Source organism: Pseudomonas sp. efr-133-TYG-103a, from assembly GCF_030209235.1.
In the GTDB taxonomy this organism is placed as follows: Bacteria; Pseudomonadota; Gammaproteobacteria; order Pseudomonadales; family Pseudomonadaceae; genus Aquipseudomonas.
This window is the reverse complement of sequence record NZ_JARVSK010000042.1, coordinates 20394-40481: the sequence shown is the minus strand read 5'-3', so window position 1 is coordinate 40481 and position 20088 is coordinate 20394. Positions and strand designations below refer to the sequence as shown.

Here is a 20088-nt window from a genome sequence, read left to right as displayed (position 1 = left end):
GACGCTTCCCCGTCGCTGATGTCATGCGGCTCTAACTGCGGGTCGTAAATGGTGAGGTCGGGCCGGGTGCCGATCCACTTCAGAGTGATTCGATCGTCTCCCTTCATGCGGTCATCCCACGGGACCGTCACGGTCGTAGTGGGAAGGTCCGGATTGAGTGCGCCGCCAACGGCATTATCGGCTACTGGCGCGGGCATGCGCTCAGCTTCACCGATCACACTGATGAACGCCCCTCTGGACTTCGACTCGGTATTGTCCTCATGAATCAGCCGATAGGAGAACACCGCCTGGGTTTGACCCAGCGTTCGGATGACAATATTAGGGATTTCCACATCATAGGAATACGGCACGCGGTCGATCGTAATCACCGGCGCGTCATAGCTGACCGGGGCGCCTTCGGCTGTAGTGCCCGTCAACGTCACCGCAATCCTGTCGCCCTTGACGAAGTCGGCCTTGCGCGCCTGAAGGCGCGAGAGCGTCTTTCTGCCCCTCGACGCTTGCAATCGTGAAGCCTGTTCTGGCGTCAACGACTGACTGAGTTGCTCCAGCTCGCGATCCGTGACCGCCCAGACCTCCACCGTCACCGGGCCGCCTTGCAGGTCGTCCAGCTTCAGTACGTTGTCGAATGCTTCCAAGATGATCGGTGCGTCCAGCCGCGAGTTGTCGGTGTCAACGACAACACGGCTCTCGGCAGCCCAGTCTTCCGAACGGTTCTGCACCACGTCGTAGAGTTCGAACGTCACGGCCAGGCCGATTGCGTCTGAGTCTCCCCCCGCACAAATGGTCTCTTTCTCGACCATGATCTCGATCGGTTGGTCATTTTTTCCAGCCTCTACGTCCTCAGCCGTGAACGTGTGGTACACAAATTCTCCGCCCCAGGAGAGCTTGATACGGTCCCCTTCGGTCATGTCGGGGTAGGGCGTAATCTTGACCGGCACACCGTTCTCGGCGTCATCGGCGTCCACGCCATCGTTGATGATCTCCTCAGGCAGGGTCAGCACAAGTGCCGAGTGCCCAGGGGTATCGCCGTTCTGATCCTTTCCGCCGGGACGATTGAGCTTGACCAGTATGTCGATTGCAGCGGAGGTTTCGGGGGCCTGGCTTTGTCGCTTCACGGAATACTGAAGGGTGTGTCTGTCCGAGGTAAGGCGCCTCGAATCGATGAAGGTCGTCACCCGCTGGCCGACGTCTGTCGGGTCAATGATCTCTGTCGAGACGACCGTGCCATCAAGTAACACGGACACGCTGTCGGCTGCTTTCATGTCCGACCATGCCGGGATGTACAGCTGCAAGCCATTGTTCGGAAAGTTATCCAGGGCAGCGCCGCGATTGATTCCCCACAAGTCCTGTCCAGGATCGGCCGGTGGCTCGGGAAGAGGGCCCACCCTGCCGGGGATTTCCAGGTTGATCAGCGAGTTGGGCCTACCGGGGGTAACGAACGGATTCCAGGGAAATGAGCGCATGGCGGTTGACTCCTGTCGGGAAATTCCAGGAGTCATTGAGCGCCGGATTGAAGGAATTGACTACTGTCAGAAATGACAGGTTTTGCTACCGTTGGTCGGTATTGACTTGGATGAGCAGGCCTAGCATTTGATCTCCTTATGGCGTTCTTCGGCCTGTGCTATCACGGCGAGTGATCCCATGCGGACATAAGCGGATGTCGCCCAAATGTACAGGGGTGTACATGAAAAGATCATGCGCGTACAGTCGCTTAACTCATTCTCAACGTAAGGGCGATACGCAATGTCGGTATCAGGCAAGGAGCGAGGCAAGCCTCATGACTCCGGTTGGAGAGGCTCCGCCGATGGGTGGCTGGAAGCCGCCTATGAAGCCTTGAAGGAATCCGGAGTCGATGCGGTTCGCGTGATGCCACTGGCCAAGCGCCTGAACCTTTCACGCACCAGTTTTTACTGGTTTTTTCAGGATCGCGAACAACTGCTTGCCGCCTTGCTGGCGCGCTGGAAAGACAAAAATACCGGCGGCATGCTCAAGCAGTCCGAACGCTATGCAGAGAACATCACCGAAGCGATCCTTAACGTTTTCGAATGCTGGCTGAACCCTGAACTGTTCGATTCGCAGTTCGAGTTCGCGGTCCGCAGTTGGGCCTTGCAGTCCGAGGAAGTGGCCACGGAGATCGCCGCGGCGGATGACGCACGGATCAACGGCTTGTCGGCGATGTTCCGACGCTTCGGCTACGACGCCGATGCCGCTGACACGCGTGCCCGAACGATTTATCTGACGCAGATCGGTTACATCTCGATGAAGACCACCGAAGACATCACCGAGCGTTTCCGACGCATCCCTCACTACGTTGCGATCTTTACCGGCAAGGCGCCGAAGAAGCGCGAGCTCGACCGCTTCTACGGCGCTTTCGGTTACGCCGAAAAAGAGCCGGGCGCATTCGTGCCGCTGGCTGAAACCTTCGAGGAGAGCGCCGGTGCGAGCTGAAACCCTGGGCATCATCGGCGGGACCGGCTGGCTCGGTGGCGCGCTGGCGCAGGCGCTGCTGGACACGGGCTTCGTCAGCGCCGCGCAGCTCTTTCTGTCGAACCGCTCCGGCAGCCATCCGCTTAGTGCCACCGGCGCGCATCTTGTCGGCGACAATCAGGCGCTAGTGGACGCCAGCGATGTCGTGATTGTTTCGGTGCGCCCTGAGCAATTCAACGCGCTGAAAATCGATGCGTCGGGCAAGCTGGTGATCTCCTTGATGGCCGGCGTGACGGCGCAGACCATCAGCGAGGCGACGGGGGCGAGGGCGGTTGTTCGAGCCATGGCCAATGCCGCAGTTGAAATCAGGCAGTCCTTCACGCCCTGGCATTGCGCGCTGGAGTTGCCGGCGTCAGAGGTCGATTTCATTGAGCATGTGCTGGCGTGCGTCGGCACGACGAGCAGAGTGCCGACAGAGGATTGCATCGATTATCTCAGTGCCTTGTCTGGGACAGGACCGGCGTTTCCGGCGTTGTTGATGACCGCACTGACACACCAGGCGATGGCGGCGGGCATTCCTCAAGATGTCGCGCATCAGGCGGCGCGCGGTGTGGTGGTGGCGGCCGGTCAGTTGCTCGCCAAACATGACCCGCAGGCGATGATTGATTCGCTGGTCGCTTATAAAGGTGTGACGGCGGCGGCGTTGCAGAGCCTGCTGGATGCGGGTTTCGAGCGGCAGATCGGTGAGGCGGTGCAGGCCGGCGCAGAGGTCGCTCGCAGAGGGATGTGACCTCTTTGCCGCCTGCAAAGCTCTAAAGATCCTTCACCAAACGCAATGCATCGTAAATCGCCGCATGGGTGTTGCGCGCAGCCACTGCGTCGCCAATGCGAAACAACTGGAAGCGCCCCTCGGGGTTGGTCACCAGATGCTGCGCGTTGCCCGCGATCAGGTCATGCTGCTCGACCGCGCCGCCGTTGCTGGAGAGCGGACGTAGTTCGAAATACAACTCGTCCATCGGTAACGTGCCGTGGTTGATGACCACTTGATCGACGACGCGCTCCTTGTTGACCCTGCCGTAATCGCTGCCGAACACCGCCACCAGTTTGCCATCGCGCCTGAGCACTGACTCCACGCGGTACGTCACGGTGAACACCACGTCCAGGTCCTGCAGGCTGCGCATGTAGGGCACCAGATTCATGGCCATCACTTCCGGCGCGAAGGCCCGGTCGGGCGTGACGATTTCCAGATGAGCGCCGCTTTGTGCGATCACTTCGGCTGCCTGCAGCGCGGCATGATCCCCGGCGTCGTCGAAGATCAGCACGTTCCTGCCTGGCTTCACGTCTCCGGAAATGATGTCCCAGGCCGACACCACCAGGTCGTTGCCCTGCTTGAGCACCTCGGTATCCGGCAGGCCGCCGGTGGCGACGATCACCACGTCCGGCTCCTGATCCAGCACTGTCTGCGCTTCGGCCCAGGTGTTGAAGTGAAACTTCACACCCATGCGTTCGCACTGCGCCATGCGCCAGTCGATGATGCTGATCATCTCGCGGCGTCGCTCGCTCAATGAAGTCAGCCGAACCTGACCGCCAGGCCGATCCGCCGCTTCCAGGACGGTCACGTCGTGCCCGCGCTCGGCCGCGACCCGTGCAGCTTCCAGCCCGCCAGGGCCTGCGCCGATCACCACCACCTTGCGCCGGGTCGCGGCTTTGGGAATGTCGTGGGGCATGGTGGTCTCGCGACCGGTCGCCGGGTTGTGGATGCAGTAGGCCGCGCCACCCTGATAGATGCGATCCAGGCAATAGTTGGCGCCGACGCAGGGCCGAATCTCCTCTTCGCGCTTCTCGATGATCTTGCGCACGATGTGCGGGTCGGTCATGTGCGCGCGGGTCATGCCGACCATGTCGACCTTGCCCGAGGCGATGGCATGACGCGCGGTCGCCACGTCGGGGATCTTCGCGGCATGGAAGGTCGGAAAACCGGTCGCTGCACGGATCTCGCCGGCAAAATCCAAGTGCGGCGAGTTGCGCATGCCCTGAATCGGAATCACGTCGGTCAGGCCGGCATCGGTGTCGATGTGGCCTTTGACGACGTTGAGAAAATCCACCAGCCCGCTGTCCTTGAGCAGGTGCGAGATCGCGATGCCTTCCTGGGCGCCGAAGCCGCCCGGCAGGTCTTCGTCGCCGGTGTAACGCACGCCCAGCAGGAAGTCCTCGCCACAGCGCTGGCGGATCCCGCGCAGGACGTCGAAGGTGAAGCGCAGTCGATTCTCCAGCGGGCCACCGTATTCCCCTTCGAGCTCGTTGGTCAGTGGCGACCAGAACTGATCCATCAAATGGCCGTAGGCTTGAAGCTCGAGCCCGTCCATGCCGGCGGCTTTCATGCGTTCGGCGGCATCGACGTAATCCTTGATGATGCGCCCGATGTCCCATTCTTCGAGCTTCTTGGGGAACGCGCGGTGTGCAGCCTCCCGCCGATGCGAGGGCGAAACCACCGGCAGCCAGTCGGCTTTGTCCCAACGGGTGCGGCGGCCCAGGTGGGTCAACTGAATCATCACTGCCGCGCCGTGTTCGTGGCACTCGTCGGTCAGGTCCTTCAGCCAGCCCACCACTTCATCCTTGTACGCCAGCACGTTGTTGAACACTGGCGGACTGTCTCGCGACACCGCGGCCGAACCGGCTGTCATGGTCAGCGCCACGCCGGCCTTCGCCCGCTCCACGTGATAGGCGCGGTAAAGATCCTTGGGCATGCCGTCCACGGGATATGCGGGTTCGTGGGAGGTGGTGATGATGCGGTTTCTGAGCGTCAGGTGCTTGATCGTGTAGGGCTGCAACAGCGGATCGCTGGACATCGTGGTGCGCTCCTGGGAGGGAACATCAGGCTTGGTTTGACGCAAAATTAGGTGGAATGTACATAGGTGTCAAGCACGGCTGACGGCTGTGTACATTTTGCTTGCGTCCACACGCACCGTGTGGCTACTATCGGCCGAACAGCTGGCCAAGACTGGCGATTCGACACTTTCACTGCCGCACCCAGTAACACCCATACACGACAGGGGACATGCACGATGGATGCTTATTCGCCGTATAAGAAAAAACGTATTGGTTGGTTAGCAGGGATCGCTTTGACGACAGTGAGCGTGCTCAGCCACGCCGCGGATCAGCCGCCGGTTCGCATCGGTTGGGTGAACTGGTCGGACACGGAGATCGCCGTCAAGCTGGCCAACATCGTTCTGGAAGATCAGCTGAAACAGCCGGTCAAGCTGGTGATGGCCGACATTGGCATCCAGTTTCAAGCGATGGCCAACGGCAACATCGACCTGATTCCCATGGTCTGGCTGCCGGGTACGCACAAGGCTTTCTACGACAAGTACAAGGACAAGCTCGAAGATCTGGGCGTGCTATATGAAGGCCGCATCGGCATGGCGGTGCCGGACATCGTGCCGGCCAGCGAGGTGTCGAGCCTTGCCGACCTGAACAAGCCGGGTATCGCGCAGCAATTCGACGGCAAGATCCTGACGTCGGAGGTGGGCAACGGGCAGTACAAGCTGACCGAGAAAGTCCTCAACGACAAGAAGATCGTCGGCTACAAAATGGTCGCGTCTTCGGAAAGCGGCATGCTCAGCGAGCTGGACCGCAACCTCAAACGCGGGAAATGGTCACTGGTCAACGCCTGGAGTCCGCACTGGATGTTCGCCAAATACCCGCTGCGCTATCTGGATGACCCGGAGCATTTGTTCGGCGGCACCGAGCAGATTCACGTCGTCGCCCGTAAGGGATTCAGCGAGCAATACCCGAAAGTGGCCCGGTTCTTCTCCCATTACTCCATCCCACAGGCTGACTTGCAGACAATGATGTCGGCGGCGCGGGAGCCAGGCAACTCGCCGGAAAAAGTCGTCGCAGCTTATTACGCGCAGAACAAGGCGCGGTTCGTGGCGATGGCAGAAGGCAACAAGACGGCCGCAACCAGCCCTTGAAGCTGTAAGAAAGGGGCGGGCGGCCTGCTGCTGATTCACGGGCAAGGCTTGGACCTGTGGGAGCAGACTCGCTCCCGCAGGTCGTGCGGTGCATCAGTCAGCGGACGCGCCGTCTTTCTTCCCGCGCAATTCACTCACGCTGCCGCCGCTGGTGCTGACCTGCACATTCAGGCGCGGCGTCGCCAGGTCCATCCCGGCTTCATCCAGGTAGCGTTTGAGCGACAGATTGAACGCTCGCGAAACTTCCCACTGCTTGATCGGCGCGGTCTTGAAGCGTGCACGCAGAATGGCGTTGCCCGACTCGAAGCTTTCGACGCCCTGAATCTCCAGCGGTGACCAGATATTGCGGCGCTGCAGCGGATCGGTGCGCATCTTCTGGCCGACGTCGCGGATCATTTTCAAGGCGTCGTCGATGTTCATGTTCGACGGGATCGCGATGCGGAAGATCGCGTAGCCGAACTCCCGCGAGTAGTTCTGGATGCTCTTGATCTCGCTGAAAGGGATGGTGTGAACGATGCCGTCGATGTCCCGCAGCCGCACGGTCCGGATGGTCAGCCCTTCGACGGTGCCCAGGTGACCGCCGACGTCGACGTAATCGTCGATCGCCAGCGAGTCCTCGATGATGATGAACAGGCCGGTGATCAGGTCCGCAACCAGCGACTGCGCGCCGAAACCGATCGCCAGGCCGATGACACCGGCACCCGCCAGCAGCGGCGTGACGTTCATGCCCATGTTCGCCAGCGCGACAATCACCGCAATGATGAAAATCGTCACGAACAGCACATTACGAATCAGCGGCATCATCGTCTGCGCGCGGGCGTTGGCCAGGCCCTTGCGCGAGCGGGTGAGGGCATGATGAATCGCGGTATCGGCAAGAATCCACACCAGCCAGGCAAACATCAGCGTGGTGGCTAGGCCAATGATTCGCAGGCTGATGTCATGCCCGTCGCCGTCGGCAAACCGAATCAGCGACAGGCCCCACACGCGCATCCCCAGTTCGATGAACACCAGCCAGATGAGCAGGTGCACGACGGTGTAGAAAAAGTTCTTGAGGCGATCCGAATACAGCGCATGACGCTTGTGGCCATGGGACGGTTTTTGCGCGTAACGCCGCACCAGCCCGTTGATCACCATGCACAGCACCAGCAGCACCGTGCAGATCAGCGCCTGACGCAACGCGGTGCTGGTATCGCCGGCAGAGAAAAACGTCGCAAACAGCGACACGCCCACCAGCACAAGCGCGGGCAGGTACCAGAAGCTGCCGAGCACTTCGATGCTGTCGCTCAACGCGCGTCGTTTCAGACGGCGAGCCAGGGGCTGGTTGCGAATGAGGTGAGCGATGGGCCGACGGAAACGGATGATGAACAGCCCGGTCGACAGCGCGGCCATGACGTTCGCCAGTGTCGCGGCGGTGTGCGCCAGGTGCACGCCCAGGCTTGCCACCAGACGCGGATCGCTCAACGCTTCGCCGAACGCTGCGAAACTGCCGATCCACCACAGCGGGCGGAAGGCCTGGTGGCGCAGGATGTACAGCGCCTGATGCCGATGAGGACCATCCAGCAGCGAGAACGCAATCACGCAGATGGCCGAAAACAGCGTGCCGACCACCAGCGCGTAAGCGAGCACCATCGCCAGATCACGACCCAGCGACGGCGGCAGCGAATAACTCAGGTACACCGTGATCACCAGCGCCACCAGCCAGGGTCCGAGCTTGCGCAGCGCAAAGCGCAGCATGTCCCACGGGCGTGGGTGTTGCGGCAGTTCTTCGGACAGGCCAAAGCGCAGCCGCACCTTGTGCCCGAGCCAGATCAGCGCCGCCGCCAACAGGCTCCAGAGCGCAAGAACCACGGCGAAACCGAAGATGATCGGCCACCATTGATTGGCCGGCAACATCAATGCGACGAGTTCGTCCTGCGCCTGCGACACCTCATCGGCCCAGCGGCTGAGCGGGCTGTCGTCCCCGGTAAACTGTTTCTCCAGCTCCGCGAATGAACTGCCGATCAGCCCCAGCACGCCTTGCTCGGCGTTGGGTTGGGCTTTTTGCGTGGCATCGCGAAGCTTCTTCAGGTCCTCCAACAACTTGCTGCGCTGTTGATCGTTCTCCAGCGACGTGATCACTTCATCCAGCGACTGCCCCAACGGCTCTTGCGCCTGCGGCTGAGCTTTCTGGCCACTGAGCAGACTCGGCAGTCCAGCCGCCTGCGTGAGGGCGACGGGGAACAGTGCCAGCAGAAAGATCAGCAACAGGCGTGGCAGGGTGCAAAAGCGGGGAGGAGCAGTCACCGGGTCATCAACCTCGAGTCGGGCGGGCGATAAGATTGTAGTGCGCTTGAGGTGCAGGCGCGGGGCTTGCCCGTGAGCAGCGCTGCGAAAGTCGTGCACCGCAGCACCCGGCCGTCAGGCTGGACCGGATGCCGATCTGGATAATGCGGTGCGCGCAGGCGGCCATGCCAGGCCCCTGCGCGACTGCGAGTCAAGGCAGCTCGGCACTGGCGTAGAACGCCGAGAGGACTTTGACCAGATGCGCCAGATCCTGGCTGCCTGCCAGTTCGCGGATCGAGTGCATGGCGAACGTCGGCAGGCCGATGTCGACCGTGCGCACGCCCAGGTGGCCGGCGGTGATCGGTCCGATGGTCGAACCGCAGGCCATGTCGGAACGCACCACGAAGCTCTGCACCGGCACTTCTTCAGCCATGCACAGGTGACGGAAGAAACCGGCGGTTTCGCTGTTGGTGGCGTAGCGCTGGTTGCTGTTGACCTTGATGACGGGCCCGGCGTTGAGTTTCGGGCCGTGATTGCCGTCGTGCTTTTCGGCGTAGTTAGGGTGCACGCCGTGGGCGTTGTCGGCGGAGATCAGCAGCGATTTCTGAATCGTGCGCACGTAGTCGTCGCCTTCGGGCAACAGGCGTTGCAGCACTTGTTCGAGCATCGGACCATCGGCGCCGCAGGCCGACGTCGACCCCACTTCTTCGTGATCGGTGCAGATGAGCAGGCAGGTTTCGTCGCCATCGGCGTTCAACAGCGCTTGCAGACCCGCGAAGCACGACAGCAGGTTGTCCAGACGCGCCCCGGCGATGAAGTCGCCGTTGAGGCCGATCACTGCTGCGCTTTGCGTGTCGTAGAAACTCAGCTCGTAATCGAGGACAACGTCGGCGTTCAGGCCGTGCTCACGGGCCAGCTGGTCGGTCAGCAGGGCACGGAAATCGGCGCGTTCATCGCCCGCGAACTGCGCCAGGATCGGCGGAAGTTCGTTCTGTGCGTTGATCGGCCAGCCTTCGTTGGCTGTGCGGTTGAGGTGGATCGCCAGATTGGGGATGGTCGCGATGGGCAGTTTGAAATCGATCAGCTGGCTTTCGACCTTGCCGTCGCGGCGGAAGGTCACGCGCCCGGCCAGGGACAGGTCGCGATCGAACCACGGGGCGAGCAGGGCGCCGCCGTAAACCTCGACGCCCAGTTGCCAGAAACCCTGGCGCTGCAGCTCAGGCTGCGGTTTGACGCGCAGGCACGGGCTGTCAGTGTGTGCACCGACCAGGCGGATGCCGCCGATCAGGGGGGACAGGCGACCGAGTTTGAAGGCGACAATGGAGGAATCGTTGCGGGTGACGTAGTAGCGACCGCCGGTTTCGGTGTGCCATGGCTCACGTTCGTCCAGTCGCTGATAGCCTGCGCCTTCCAGACGTTGCACCAGGCTTGCGGTGGCGTGAAACGGGGTGGGAGAGGCCTTGAGAAAGTCGATCAGGCCTTGGTTCAGCTCTTCGCGCATAAGTTACTCCAGACAGCAATGGCGGGAGTTTACAGGCCTCTGAGTGAGGTAGCGAGCTTGGTGGTTGCAGGATTTTATGGCGGGGGCATATCTGACGTCGGTATCGACGCACCTTGAGTTTATGACGCCAGGGCCACTCCGCGACGCCTGCGTTCAGCTGGCACCCAAGTCGCGTTTTGTGTCGTCCAAACGTTCTCGGTATGAAGATCAAAAGCAAAAACATCGGATGATGCGAATTCTGTAGGAGCGCGCTTGCCCGCGATCTACCGCGCAGCGGTAGCAAAACCAGACGACTCGGTTATGCCTGAGATACAGCATGTACCGGTCTTGCTGCCGGTTCCCGGCAGATCGTCCGAGTGCGGCCCAGAGCAAGCGCGCTCCTACATTTCGGGGCGTGCGGATGATCGATGACCGAATGAAGAATGCGAGGAGCGTTAGCTCCAGCCTGAATCGCTCTTGACGCAACCGTCCAGACACCACAAAACGCGACTTTGCTGATCGTTCCCACGCTCTGCGTGGTAACGCATCGATTGACGCTCCGCGTCGAGTTGGACGCAGAGCGTTTTGCCACGCATTCCCACGCGGAGCGCGGGAACGATCATGCAAAGTCTGTACTGACTGACAACATCAAAACGGCGCCGGGCACTCAAACCGCACCCGCTCACCCGTCACAGGATGCGTGAACGCCAGCATGCTCGCATGCAGGCACAACCTTGGATACGCCGCCAGTGCCTCGGGAGGTGCATACAGACCATCGCCCAGCAACGGGTGCCCGATCGACAGCATATGCACCCGCAACTGGTGCGAACGGCCGGTAATCGGCGTCAGCTCGACCCGACAATGGGTGTCGTAACGCTCCAGCACCCGCCAGAACGTCAGCGCATGTTTGCCGGATTCGTGGTCGACCACATGCCGAGGCTTGGTCGGCGGGTCATAACGCAAGGGCAGGTCGATACTGCCGCTGTCCAGTTCAGGTTGTCCCCAGGCCAGCGCGGTGTAGGCTTTTTCGGTTTCCCGGTCGTGAAACTGCCGGGACAGTTCCCGATGGGTATCGGCATCGCGTGCCAGGAGGATGATCCCGGAGGTTTCCCAATCCAGGCGATGGACGATTCGCGCCTCGGGATAGCCGTTTTCCTGCAAGCGGGTGATCAGACAGTCCTTGTTATCGTCCGCCCGGCCGGGCACAGAGAGCAGAAGGGTAGGCTTGTTCACCACCAGAACGGCGGTGTCCTGATGGAGAATGTGAACGTTGGACAGCGGCATCAGACAGCCTCGCAGCTAAACAGTCTCAGGACAAAATCGGTCCCGTAGCAAACGCCAACGGCGGCTCGCTCACCCGCATCCCGTGCAAGGATGCGAGCAACCGAGCCGCCGTGGCGGCTGCCTTTTCGATCAACGATCAGGCAGGGTGATATTGAGTTCCAGAATCGAGCAGCTGCCGTCGTTTTCCAACGCGACATGCACGTCATCGTTGCCGATATTGACGTATTTGCGAATCACCTCGACCAGTTCCTTCTGCAAGGCTGGCAGGTAGTCCGGGGTGCTGCGTTGGCCGCGTTCGTGCGCCACGATGATCTGTAGACGCTCTTTCGCTACCGACGCGGTGCTGGGCTTTTTGTTGGCACGAAAGAAGTCAAAAATACTCATTAGTTACCCCCGAACAGACGTTCCAGAAATCCTTTCTTCTTTACGTCCAGGAAGCGGTGCTCAACGGCTTTGCCCAGCAGGCGATCAACTGCGTCGCTGTAGGCCTGGCCAGCATCGCTCTGGTCATCGAGGATCACAGGTACGCCGGAGTTGGACGCCTTGAGCACTGCCTGGGATTCCGGGATCACGCCCAGCAAGGTCACCGAGAGGATTTCCTTGACGTCTTCGACACCCAGCATCTCGCCATCGCTGACGCGCTGCGGGTTGTAGCGGGTCAGGAGCAGGTGTTCCTTGATCGGGTCTTCGTTGTTTTCGGCGCGGCGGGATTTGCTGGCCAGCAGGCCCAGCATGCGGTCCGAGTCACGTACCGAGGAGACTTCCGGGTTGGTCACGACGATGGCTTCGTCGGCGAAGTACATCGCCAGATGAGCGCCTTTCTCGATACCGGCCGGCGAGTCGCATACCACGAACTCGAAGTCTTCCTTGAGCTGCATCAGGACCTTTTCGACGCCTTCCTGGGTGAGGGCATCCTTGTCGCGGGTCTGGCTGGCAGCCAGCACGTACAGGTTTTCCAGGCGCTTGTCTTTGATCAGTGCCTGCTGCAGGTTGGCTTCGCCGTTGACCACGTTGACGAAGTCATACACCACGCGACGCTCGCAACCCATGATCAGGTCCAGGTTACGCAGGCCGACGTCGAAGTCGACGATCACTGTTTTGTGGCCGCGCAGTGCGAGGCCTGTACCGATAGCGGCGCTGGTGGTGGTCTTGCCCACACCACCCTTGCCGGATGTAACCACGAGAATCTTGGCCAAGGTGAATCACCCCTAGAGGAAAAGGAAGGCCAGCTTCGCCCTTAAAGTGGCTGCGCCGGTCATGCTGCGTTAAAAGCAGGCTCGCAATGCTCATTTAGGGGCCTAAACTCCGCTTGCTCGCCTGCTTTTGCCTTGCCTGACCTTCGCTCGCCGACTTTTCGAACGAATCTAGTCCCTGAATAGCCCCTCGTGACGCAACGGTACGCGAGCAACGGTGGAAGCCAGAGCCCGGCTGGGGCTCATGTTTCGAGAAAACAAACGAATTTCCCGGTTTTCCTTTCCCTTTGCATCGTTTTCGCGACGAATCAGAGTGGCTTTGAAAATGGCGCAGTATCCGTTAAAGACGGGTGATGTTCAACACGTCGCCGGACAGACTGACCTGTACCCCGGCGCCCCACAGAGGATCTCTGCGCAGGTCTTCGGAAACCTTGTACTGGCCCGCGATGGAGACCAGTTCGGCGACCATCTGCTGGCAAAAAATACGGGCTTTGGTGTCGCCCTTGATGCCTGCCAGCGCCCGGCCCCGCATCGGACCATACACATGGATGTTGCCATCGGCGAGAAGTTCCGCGCCGGGACTGACCGAGGAAATCACCACCAGATCGGAGCCCTGGGCGTAAATCTGCTGACCGCCACGCACGGGAGCCGTGATTATCTTGGTCGGCTTGATCAGAGGCTCAGGCGGTTTCTCGATGACTTCAGGCTTTTTCCGGACTTCGCCTTCCGTCGGATCGAGCGGTCTTTCACGGGCGCCGGAGGGTGGCAGAACCGGCAGGTCGATGGCGATGGCCGCGGCGATGTCTTCGATGCGGTTGGCGCGGATGGCCAAGGTGCGCAGGCCATGCTGGCGGCAGACCCGCATCATCGCCGGCAGGTCGATCGCGCCTTCATTGGGCGGCAGCTTGTCCAGCGCCAGGACCAGCGGAGTATTGCTGAAGAAATTGGGTGCCTGGGCGACTTTGGCCGCCAGTTGACGATCCAGCGCTTCGAGGTTGTTGCGGGCCAGCTCCAGCACGGTTATGGCCAGCATGCTGCCCTTCAACTGAAACACGGGATCCTGATCTTGCAATTCGATTTGGCTCATGTCGGCATACAGCGGCTTGTCGCTAAAAGTGCCGAGACTTATAACGAGATCGCCCGCCAGCCGCAAGGGAGCCGCATCCGACGAAGCGTCACCGATCCACTCGAACCCATGTAGAATGCCCGCCTTTGCCCTGACGGAAGCTGTAATGGAACGCCCGCGTTTTCGTGCCGAATTTCTTCATCCGCGCTACTGGCCGCTCTGGCTGGGGCTGGGCCTGCTCTGGCTGGTCGTGCAGCTGCCGTTTCGCATGCTGGTGGCCATCGGCCGGATGCTGGGGTCGGTCATGTACTACTTTGCGACGGATCGCCGGATCATTGCCGCGCGTAATCTGGAGCTGTGCTTCCCGCAGTACTCGAAAGCGGAACGCAAACGCCTGCTCAAGGAGAATTTCGCGTCCACCGGCATCGCGTTTTTTGAAATGGCCATGAGTTGGTGGTGGAGCAGGCAACGCCTCGCCAGGCTTGCCCATGTCGAAGGGCTGGAGCACCTCCAGCAGCCGCACCAGGACGGGCAAGGCGTGATTCTCATGGCGCTGCATTTCACCACGCTGGAAATCGGCGCCGCGCTGCTGGGGCAGCAACACACCATCGACGGCATGTACCGCGAGCACAAGAATGCGCTGTTCGACTACATTCAGCGCCGCGGACGCGAGCGTCACAATCTGGACGCGATCGCGGTGGAGCGCGAGGACGTGCGCGGCATGATCAAGCAGCTGCGCAAAGGCCGCGCGATCTGGTATGCGCCGGATCAGGACTACGGCGCCAAGCAGAGCATCTTCGTCCCGCTGTTCGGCATTCCGGCAGCCACGGTGCCGGCGACCAGCAAGTTCGCCACCCTGGGACGCGCGCGGGTCGTGCCGTTCACCCAGAAGCGTCTGGACGATGGCAGCGGCTACAAGCTGGTCATCCATCCGCCCCTTGAAGACTTCCCCGGCGAAAGCGACGAGGCCGACTGCCTGCGCATCAACCAATGGGTCGAGCGGGCCGTCACCGAATGCCCGGAACAGTATCTGTGGGCGCATCGGCGCTTCAAGAGCCGACCGCCCGGCGAGCCGAAACTGTATAAAAAGCGTGGTTGATACCCAGAGCTGAATGCCCATGACAACGAGCGCCATCGAACAACAAACCGTGCGCAGCGCTTGCGATGCCCCTGCCGTCGCGGAGTCGGTCACCGGCCTGATTCTCTCCGGCGGCGGCGCGCGCGCGGCCTATCAGGTCGGCGTACTGGCGGGCATCGCCGATCTGCTGCCCGCGGGTGCGCAAAACCCTTTCCCGGTCATCGTCGGCACGTCGGCTGGCGCCATCAACGCAGTCAAGCTGGCCAGCGGCGCGGCGCATTTTCGGACCGCGATTCACGAGCTGACCCTGTTCTGGCAGAGCTTTCGCAGTCATCAGGTGTTGCGCAGCGACTGGGCCGGGGTCATGCGCCAGGCATCGCGGTTTTTTGTTCGCAGCCTCTTGGGGATCGGCCGCAAACAGGTGCCAGTGGCGCTGCTCGACAGCTCGCCGCTGAAGGAACTGCTCACCGAACGGCTGAATCTGGCTGGCATCGAAGCGGCGATCAACGACCGGCATCTTCGCGCCGTGGCAGTGACCGCGTTTGGCTACGAATCAGGGCAAGCCGTCACCTTTTATCAGGGCAAGGGCACCATCGACGCCTGGCTGCGCCATCGGCGTATCGGTCAGCCGACGCAACTGACGGTGGATCATCTGCTGGCCAGTTCCGCGATCCCGTTGCTGTTCGCCCCGGTCAAGCTTGAGCACGAGTATTTCGGCGATGGCGCTGTGCGGCAGTCGGCGCCCATCAGCCCGGCCTTGCACCTGGGCGCCAATCGGGTGCTGGTCGTGGGCGTCAGCGGCAATCCGCGCGGACCGGGCGCGAACAAGCCCGTTCACCGGGTCGTGAGCGGCGCACAGCCGAGCCTTGCGCAGATCAGCGGGCACATGCTCAACAGCACGTTCATCGACAGCCTCGAAAGCGATATCGAATTGCTCGAGCGCTTGAATCTGTTGAGCCGCATGCTGCCCCCGAGCATGCCTCATCAGCCATCCCCGCAGATTTCCGAGCAGCCCACGCCGGTTCAGTCGCTGGCGCCGGTGGAGGTGTTGGTGATCTCGCCCAGTCAGCCGCTCGATGAAATTGCTGCCCGGCATCGCCGGGAACTGCCAGCGGCCTTGCGCACTTTTCTGCGAGGTCCGGGCGCGACCAAGACCAGCGGGGCAGGGGTGCTGAGTTATCTGTTGTTCGAGTCAGGGTATTGCAGCGAACTGATCGAACTGGGCCGACGCGATGCGATGGCCCAGAAGGAACAGCTGATGAAGTTTTTGCGTCTGGATTGAAGTGTCTGCGGACTCTGTGAGTGTGAGCTTGCTCGGGGCTGCCATCGGACGAAGACTGATTTCCGTCCACTGCCGAAATAAGCCCTGGCCTCTTCCCGGCTGAAGCCGGTCCTACAGACGCTGCAAGCTTTCCGTAGGACCGGCTTTAGCCGGGAAGGCGTCGGGTGTTACGCCGTTGATCGAAGGCGTTAAACACAGTTGCCTTACTCCCTCAGGTCAGGCGTTCCCGGCAGCATCAGCGGCGTCTCGCAATCGGCTACGCCGTGAGTTTGTCATCCCGGAAATCGCGCAACGCTTGCTCGATCTCTTCGCGGCTGTTCATGACGAACGGGCCGTATTGCACGATCGGTTCGCGCAGCGGTTTGCCGGCAATCAGCAACACCTTGGTGTCCACTGCTGCCGTCAGCTGCAGCTCGCCGTTTTCCGACAGCCTTGCCAGACGACTCTTGCCCAGTTTCTGAGGCTGTCCGGCGATCTCCACCTCGCCTTCGTACACATAAAGCAGCACTCGATGACCTTCCGGTACACGCGGGCTGACGGTCGAGCCTGCCGGCATATGGAAGTCGAAGTAATGCGGTTCGGTATCAGGCCGCTGCACTGCGCCTGCCTGACGGGTCTGACCGTCGTCGAACTGACCGGCAATCACGATCACCTCGACACCGTTCTGCGTGGTGACACGAGGAATGCGTTCGGGCTGGATGTCGTCGTAACCGGCGTCGCCCATCTTCGACTTGCCCGGCAAATTCAGCCATAGCTGGAAACCGCGCATCAGGCCTTCTTCCTGCTCGGGCATTTCGCTGTGGATCACGCCGCGTGCGGCGGTCATCCATTGCACGCCACCGCCTTGCAGCAGGCCGACGTTGCCCATGTGGTCCTCATGGCGCATGCGGCCTTCGAGCATGTACGTCACGGTTTCGAAGCCACGATGCGGGTGGGGAGGAAAGCCTGCGATGTAGTCGTCGGCTTTATCCGAACCGAATTCGTCGAGCATCAGGAACGGGTCGAAGAGTTCGACGCCCGGGCCGCCAAAGACCCGTGTCAGTTTGACGCCAGCGCCGTCCGAAGTCGGCTGGCCGGCCTGGATCGACAGCACTTTACGAAATTGAGTCATGAGGCTCACTCCAGAACAGGTGGGAATGGCGCCTATGGTATGCCTGTTGAGGCGATGGATGGGTGACGTTTTTGCGAGGGATCGATCGATTTTATAGATTGTTTTGAGGGAGCATTGCAGGAGCGCGCTTGCCCGCGACGGCGTTCAGTCAGTCGGCATCGGTGTGCCGGAAAACTGCAATCGCGGGTAAGCGCGCTCCTACGAGAGGGCTGGGGTTATTCCGAGATCTGCAACTTCCTCGCTTCGGTGTACACGTACCGCACCTTCTCGTACTCGAACGGCGAATCCATCTGGCCGTATCGGAAGCTGGTGGAGTAGCGGCGGTCGATCGCGCGCAGCAGGTACAGCTCAGGATGGTCCTGACTGACCTGCGCTACGTTGAGGAAGTTGATCTGCGATTCCGCGGTGAAGTCGAACGCCAGGCCACCGGTGTCGCGGAAGTTGGACGGCCCCAGGATCGGCAACACGAAGTACGGGCCGGCAGGCACGCCGTAGAAGCCCAGCGTCTGGCCGAAGTCTTCACTCTGCTTGGGCAGGCCCATTTTCGTGGCCGGGTCCCACAGCCCGGCGATGCCCAGCGTGGTGTTGATGATCAGGCGTCCGGTGGTTTCCATCGAGCGCTTGCCTTTGAACTGCAGCAGGCTGTTCACCAGATTGGGGATGTCGCCCAGGTTGCTGAAGAAGTTACTCACGCCGGTGCGAACGAAGCTTGGGGTGATGTACTTGTAGCCGTTGACCACAGGCAGGAACACCCACTCGTCGAAGCGGTAGTTGAAGTGGTAGACCCGGCGGTTCCAGGACTCCAGCGGGTCGTACACATTCAACGCGTTGAGCGATGAGCGCTCGAACTCCTGGGCGTCGAGGCCCGGATTGAATTTCAGCGACTTCAACGGCTCGGTGAAACCGTCCGGATTGTCCACGCGTTGCACCGGCGCGGCTTTGGAGACGATGGGAGCGTCGTCGGCATGAGCCACGCCTGCACACAGCAGGGCAGCGATAAGCAATAGACGTTTAGCCACGGAAAAACTCCAGCATGGCGTCGCTGTTGACGCGATAGTTCATGTTGCCGCAATGACCGCCGTAGGGATAAACGGTCAAGCGATCGCCAAAGGTCTTGCGCAGGAATCCGAGGTCGCCTGGGCCGAGGATCACGTCATCGGCGTTGTGCATCACGGCGATTTTCTTGCTGGTGCTCAGGTAATCCTTCAGCGCGTACAAACTGACCTGATCGACCAGTTGCAACAGGCTGCCGCCGTCAGTGCGCGCACGCCACATCGGGATGACTTGCTCGGTGACGTAGCAGTCGAAGTCGCATTGCAGCGCACGCTTGAGGAACGGCGTGAGGCTGGTGCCTTCGCTGATCGGGGTTTTCGGCGGCGTGATCAGGCCGCGTCGATTGATCAGGTCCGAGGTGAACGCGATGTCGGCGGCAGAGAAGCGGAAGGAGGTGCCGATCAGCATCGCCATCTGTTCGTTGGACAAGTGCTGCTTGGACTGTTGGAAGTCATACAGCAGCGCGTCGTTGAGGTCGATGTAGCCTTTCTCGCGGAAGTAGCGCGTCAGTTTCTGTAGCACCAGTTCATAGAATGTGGTGCTGTTGGTGATGCCTTTAACCTCGGTCTGAACCATTTTGTCCAGGTTGGTGATCGAGGTGTAGAGGTTCACTGGCGGGTTGATCAGCAGCACTTTCTTGAAGTTGAAGCTGCGACGGGTCTCGTCCAGCTTACTGACGAACGCTGCGTCCAGCGCCCCGAGGCTGTAACCGGTGAGGTAATACTCGGTAACCTGAAGTTTGTTCTGCTGGGCACGCACCGCCTGCATCACCCGATACAAGTCCTCAGCGTCTTCCTTGGTCACGCCTGGCGTGGCAAAGCGTGAGGCAGCGCTCATGAAGTCGTAGCTGGTTGGCGACGAGAGCTGTACGACGTTGTACCCAGCTCCGTAATAAAGCCGCTTCAGGTATTCGTTGAGCGTGCTGTTGTAAGGAGCACCTGTGCCCGCGATGAGGAAGATCAGCGGGGCAGGGTGGTCCTGTTTGGCGAGGCGATAACGCAGTTTTTTAACGGCCCAGAAGTTGTCCGGCAGCGTGAACTCGCGCTCGGGGCGCAGCGTCAGGCTGTAATCGTCCTGATCGATGTCGGCGTCTTCAGGCACCTTGGCACGCAAATCCGGTGGGGTCGTGGCGATCGTCGCTTCGAACGGATTGGTCAAGGGGAAGCCATAGCTGGACGGGTCGATGTCGACCGCCATCACGGACGCACTCAAAAACAGGCCGCCGGAGAGGGCGGCGAGGCGTAGAAAACGAAGCATGACTGAATCCCTTGGGAAAGAAGTGCTGTTGAGATACGCAGGCTATGACACAGGGGGAGGGCGAAAAGTGCCGTAGTGGCATTTTGCATTATTTACCGCGCTGCCCCGTACAAATCCTAGGCGACAATACACGTTCTGGCTCGGATGGCGTGTGCGTATGTGCTTTTAATGCATACAGGTGCGTATCCCGTGCTGCCAGCGGCTATGCTGGGCGTCGTTTTTCCCCTCAGGAGCGTTCCGTGTCGCGTCGTTTGCCGCTGGTTTTAGCGTTCATTGCACTGGCTCTCTGGCTGGCCGCCAGTTACGGCTTGCGTTACGGGTTGATGGAGGAGGTGCGATGGGTCGGTTTGTGTGCCGACGGTGCTTCGCAATGGCAATGTGTTGTGCGGGCGAAACTGGGGTTGTTGATCCATTTCGGCGTGTTCGGCTGGGGCGCGCTGGTCGTGTCGCTGGTCGCGTTGTTCGTTCCGAGACGCCTCGGCCGCGGGCTGGCCATCGTGGGATTGCTGCTGGGCGTGTTGGCACTGGTGCTGTACACGGCCAGTCTGGCGGTGTTCGCGGTGGTGATTGCGGGGTTGCGGTTGGTGCGGGCGCGGTGATCCGCTTTTGATTCTGCCGGGA

The 20088-nt window shown here is 60.9% G+C and carries 16 protein-coding genes and 1 pseudogene; 6 read left to right on the top strand and 11 right to left on the bottom strand.

Annotated elements, in window-relative coordinates:
• A pseudogene (locus QRN36_RS26120) lies at nucleotides 1-1463 on the bottom strand (hypothetical protein); the annotation flags it as partial.
• Between the two features lie 280 nt (nucleotides 1464-1743).
• On the opposite strand from QRN36_RS26120, the gene QRN36_RS26115 reads away from it, so the two are divergent.
• Both QRN36_RS26115 and QRN36_RS26110 read left to right on the top strand, forming a co-directional pair.
• Complete coding sequence (locus QRN36_RS26115; protein ID WP_285426669.1) at nucleotides 1744-2448, top strand: TetR/AcrR family transcriptional regulator; 705 nt, start codon at nucleotides 1744-1746, stop codon at nucleotides 2446-2448.
• Complete coding sequence (locus QRN36_RS26110) at nucleotides 2438-3217, top strand: pyrroline-5-carboxylate reductase dimerization domain-containing protein (RefSeq protein ID WP_285426668.1); 780 nt, start codon at nucleotides 2438-2440, stop codon at nucleotides 3215-3217. Before QRN36_RS26115 ends, QRN36_RS26110 begins: the two co-directional genes overlap by 11 nt.
• A 22-nt stretch (nucleotides 3218-3239) precedes the next feature.
• Here the strand turns inward: QRN36_RS26110 and QRN36_RS26105 are convergent, their stop codons facing one another.
• Nucleotides 3240-5276, bottom strand: coding sequence for an NADH:flavin oxidoreductase (locus QRN36_RS26105; RefSeq protein WP_285426667.1), 2037 nt, complete (start codon nucleotides 5274-5276; stop codon nucleotides 3240-3242).
• A gap of 216 nt (nucleotides 5277-5492) precedes the next feature.
• Here QRN36_RS26105 and QRN36_RS26100 point away from each other — a divergent pair, with 216 nt between their 5' ends.
• Nucleotides 5493-6401, top strand: a complete 909-nt coding sequence (locus QRN36_RS26100; RefSeq protein WP_285426666.1) for a glycine betaine ABC transporter substrate-binding protein — start codon at nucleotides 5493-5495, stop codon at nucleotides 6399-6401.
• Nucleotides 6402-6494: 93 nt separating this feature from the next.
• Here the strand turns inward: QRN36_RS26100 and QRN36_RS26095 are convergent, their stop codons facing one another.
• The 6 genes from QRN36_RS26095 to minC all read right to left on the bottom strand — a co-directional run bounded on the left by QRN36_RS26095 (nucleotide 6495) and on the right by minC (nucleotide 13707).
• Nucleotides 6495-8684: a mechanosensitive ion channel family protein gene (locus tag QRN36_RS26095; RefSeq protein ID WP_285426665.1), complete on the bottom strand. Its 2190-nt coding sequence runs from the start codon at nucleotides 8682-8684 to the stop codon at nucleotides 6495-6497.
• A gap of 190 nt (nucleotides 8685-8874) precedes the next feature.
• A complete protein-coding gene (locus tag QRN36_RS26090) occupies nucleotides 8875-10164 on the bottom strand; it encodes a M18 family aminopeptidase (RefSeq protein WP_285426664.1) in 1290 nt (429 codons plus the stop codon).
• A 627-nt stretch (nucleotides 10165-10791) separates the two neighbouring features.
• Complete coding sequence (locus QRN36_RS26085) at nucleotides 10792-11427, bottom strand: RluA family pseudouridine synthase (RefSeq protein WP_285426663.1); 636 nt, start codon at nucleotides 11425-11427, stop codon at nucleotides 10792-10794.
• 129 nt (nucleotides 11428-11556) lie between these two features.
• Nucleotides 11557-11811 carry a cell division topological specificity factor MinE gene (gene minE / locus QRN36_RS26080; RefSeq protein WP_037013831.1) on the bottom strand — a complete coding sequence of 85 codons (255 nt, stop codon included), beginning with the start codon at nucleotides 11809-11811 and terminating at the stop codon, nucleotides 11557-11559.
• Complete coding sequence (gene minD / locus QRN36_RS26075) at nucleotides 11811-12623, bottom strand: septum site-determining protein MinD (protein WP_093463790.1); 813 nt, start codon at nucleotides 12621-12623, stop codon at nucleotides 11811-11813. Before minD ends, minE begins: the two co-directional genes overlap by 1 nt.
• Before the next feature lie 337 nt (nucleotides 12624-12960).
• Nucleotides 12961-13707 (bottom strand): septum site-determining protein MinC, encoded by a 747-nt coding sequence (minC, locus tag QRN36_RS26070; RefSeq protein WP_093464182.1) that lies wholly within the window; start codon nucleotides 13705-13707, stop codon nucleotides 12961-12963.
• Between the two features lie 145 nt (nucleotides 13708-13852).
• On the opposite strand from minC, the gene QRN36_RS26065 reads away from it, so the two are divergent.
• Nucleotides 13853-14785 (top strand): lipid A biosynthesis lauroyl acyltransferase, encoded by a 933-nt coding sequence (locus tag QRN36_RS26065; protein ID WP_285426662.1) that lies wholly within the window; start codon nucleotides 13853-13855, stop codon nucleotides 14783-14785.
• A 13-nt stretch (nucleotides 14786-14798) separates the two neighbouring features.
• Nucleotides 14799-16046: a patatin-like phospholipase family protein gene (locus QRN36_RS26060; RefSeq protein WP_285426661.1), complete on the top strand. Its 1248-nt coding sequence runs from the start codon at nucleotides 14799-14801 to the stop codon at nucleotides 16044-16046.
• Between the two features lie 256 nt (nucleotides 16047-16302).
• Here QRN36_RS26060 and QRN36_RS26055 read toward each other — a convergent pair whose 3' ends face one another.
• The 3 genes from QRN36_RS26055 to QRN36_RS26045 form a co-directional block, all read right to left on the bottom strand.
• Nucleotides 16303-17157 (bottom strand): pirin family protein, encoded by an 855-nt coding sequence (locus QRN36_RS26055; RefSeq protein ID WP_285426660.1) that lies wholly within the window; start codon nucleotides 17155-17157, stop codon nucleotides 16303-16305.
• 215 nt (nucleotides 17158-17372) lie between these two features.
• The gene (locus QRN36_RS26050) at nucleotides 17373-18176 is read right to left on the bottom strand and encodes a VacJ family lipoprotein (RefSeq protein WP_093463801.1); all 804 of its coding nucleotides are present in this window, start codon (nucleotides 18174-18176) and stop codon (nucleotides 17373-17375) included.
• On the bottom strand, nucleotides 18169-19467 hold the full coding sequence (locus QRN36_RS26045; RefSeq protein WP_285426659.1) for a serine/threonine protein kinase: 1299 nt from the start codon (nucleotides 19465-19467) through the stop codon (nucleotides 18169-18171). Before QRN36_RS26045 ends, QRN36_RS26050 begins: the two co-directional genes overlap by 8 nt.
• A 239-nt stretch (nucleotides 19468-19706) precedes the next feature.
• Here QRN36_RS26045 and QRN36_RS26040 point away from each other — a divergent pair, with 239 nt between their 5' ends.
• Entirely contained in the window at nucleotides 19707-20066 is a 360-nt protein-coding gene (locus QRN36_RS26040) for a hypothetical protein (RefSeq protein ID WP_285426658.1), read from the top strand.
• Nucleotides 20067-20088: the final 22 nt, after the last annotated feature.

What these genes read in the sequence shown, in the direction of transcription:
- QRN36_RS26115 (WP_285426669.1), top strand. Translation starts at nt 1,744, where the DNA reads ATGTCGGTATCAGGCAAGGAGCGAGGCAAGCCTCATGACTCCGGTTGG.
- QRN36_RS26105 (WP_285426667.1), bottom strand. Translation starts at nt 5,276, where the DNA reads ATGTCCAGCGATCCGCTGTTGCAGCCCTACACGATCAAGCACCTGACG.
- QRN36_RS26100 (WP_285426666.1), top strand. Translation starts at nt 5,493, where the DNA reads ATGGATGCTTATTCGCCGTATAAGAAAAAACGTATTGGTTGGTTAGCA.
- QRN36_RS26090 (WP_285426664.1), bottom strand. Translation starts at nt 10,164, where the DNA reads ATGCGCGAAGAGCTGAACCAAGGCCTGATCGACTTTCTCAAGGCCTCT.
- QRN36_RS26085 (WP_285426663.1), bottom strand. Translation starts at nt 11,427, where the DNA reads ATGCCGCTGTCCAACGTTCACATTCTCCATCAGGACACCGCCGTTCTG.
- minE (WP_037013831.1), bottom strand. Translation starts at nt 11,811, where the DNA reads ATGAGTATTTTTGACTTCTTTCGTGCCAACAAAAAGCCCAGCACCGCG.
- minC (WP_093464182.1), bottom strand. Translation starts at nt 13,707, where the DNA reads ATGAGCCAAATCGAATTGCAAGATCAGGATCCCGTGTTTCAGTTGAAG.
- QRN36_RS26065 (WP_285426662.1), top strand. Translation starts at nt 13,853, where the DNA reads ATGGAACGCCCGCGTTTTCGTGCCGAATTTCTTCATCCGCGCTACTGG.
- QRN36_RS26060 (WP_285426661.1), top strand. Translation starts at nt 14,799, where the DNA reads ATGCCCATGACAACGAGCGCCATCGAACAACAAACCGTGCGCAGCGCT.
- QRN36_RS26055 (WP_285426660.1), bottom strand. Translation starts at nt 17,157, where the DNA reads ATGACTCAATTTCGTAAAGTGCTGTCGATCCAGGCCGGCCAGCCGACT.
- QRN36_RS26045 (WP_285426659.1), bottom strand. Translation starts at nt 19,467, where the DNA reads ATGCTTCGTTTTCTACGCCTCGCCGCCCTCTCCGGCGGCCTGTTTTTG.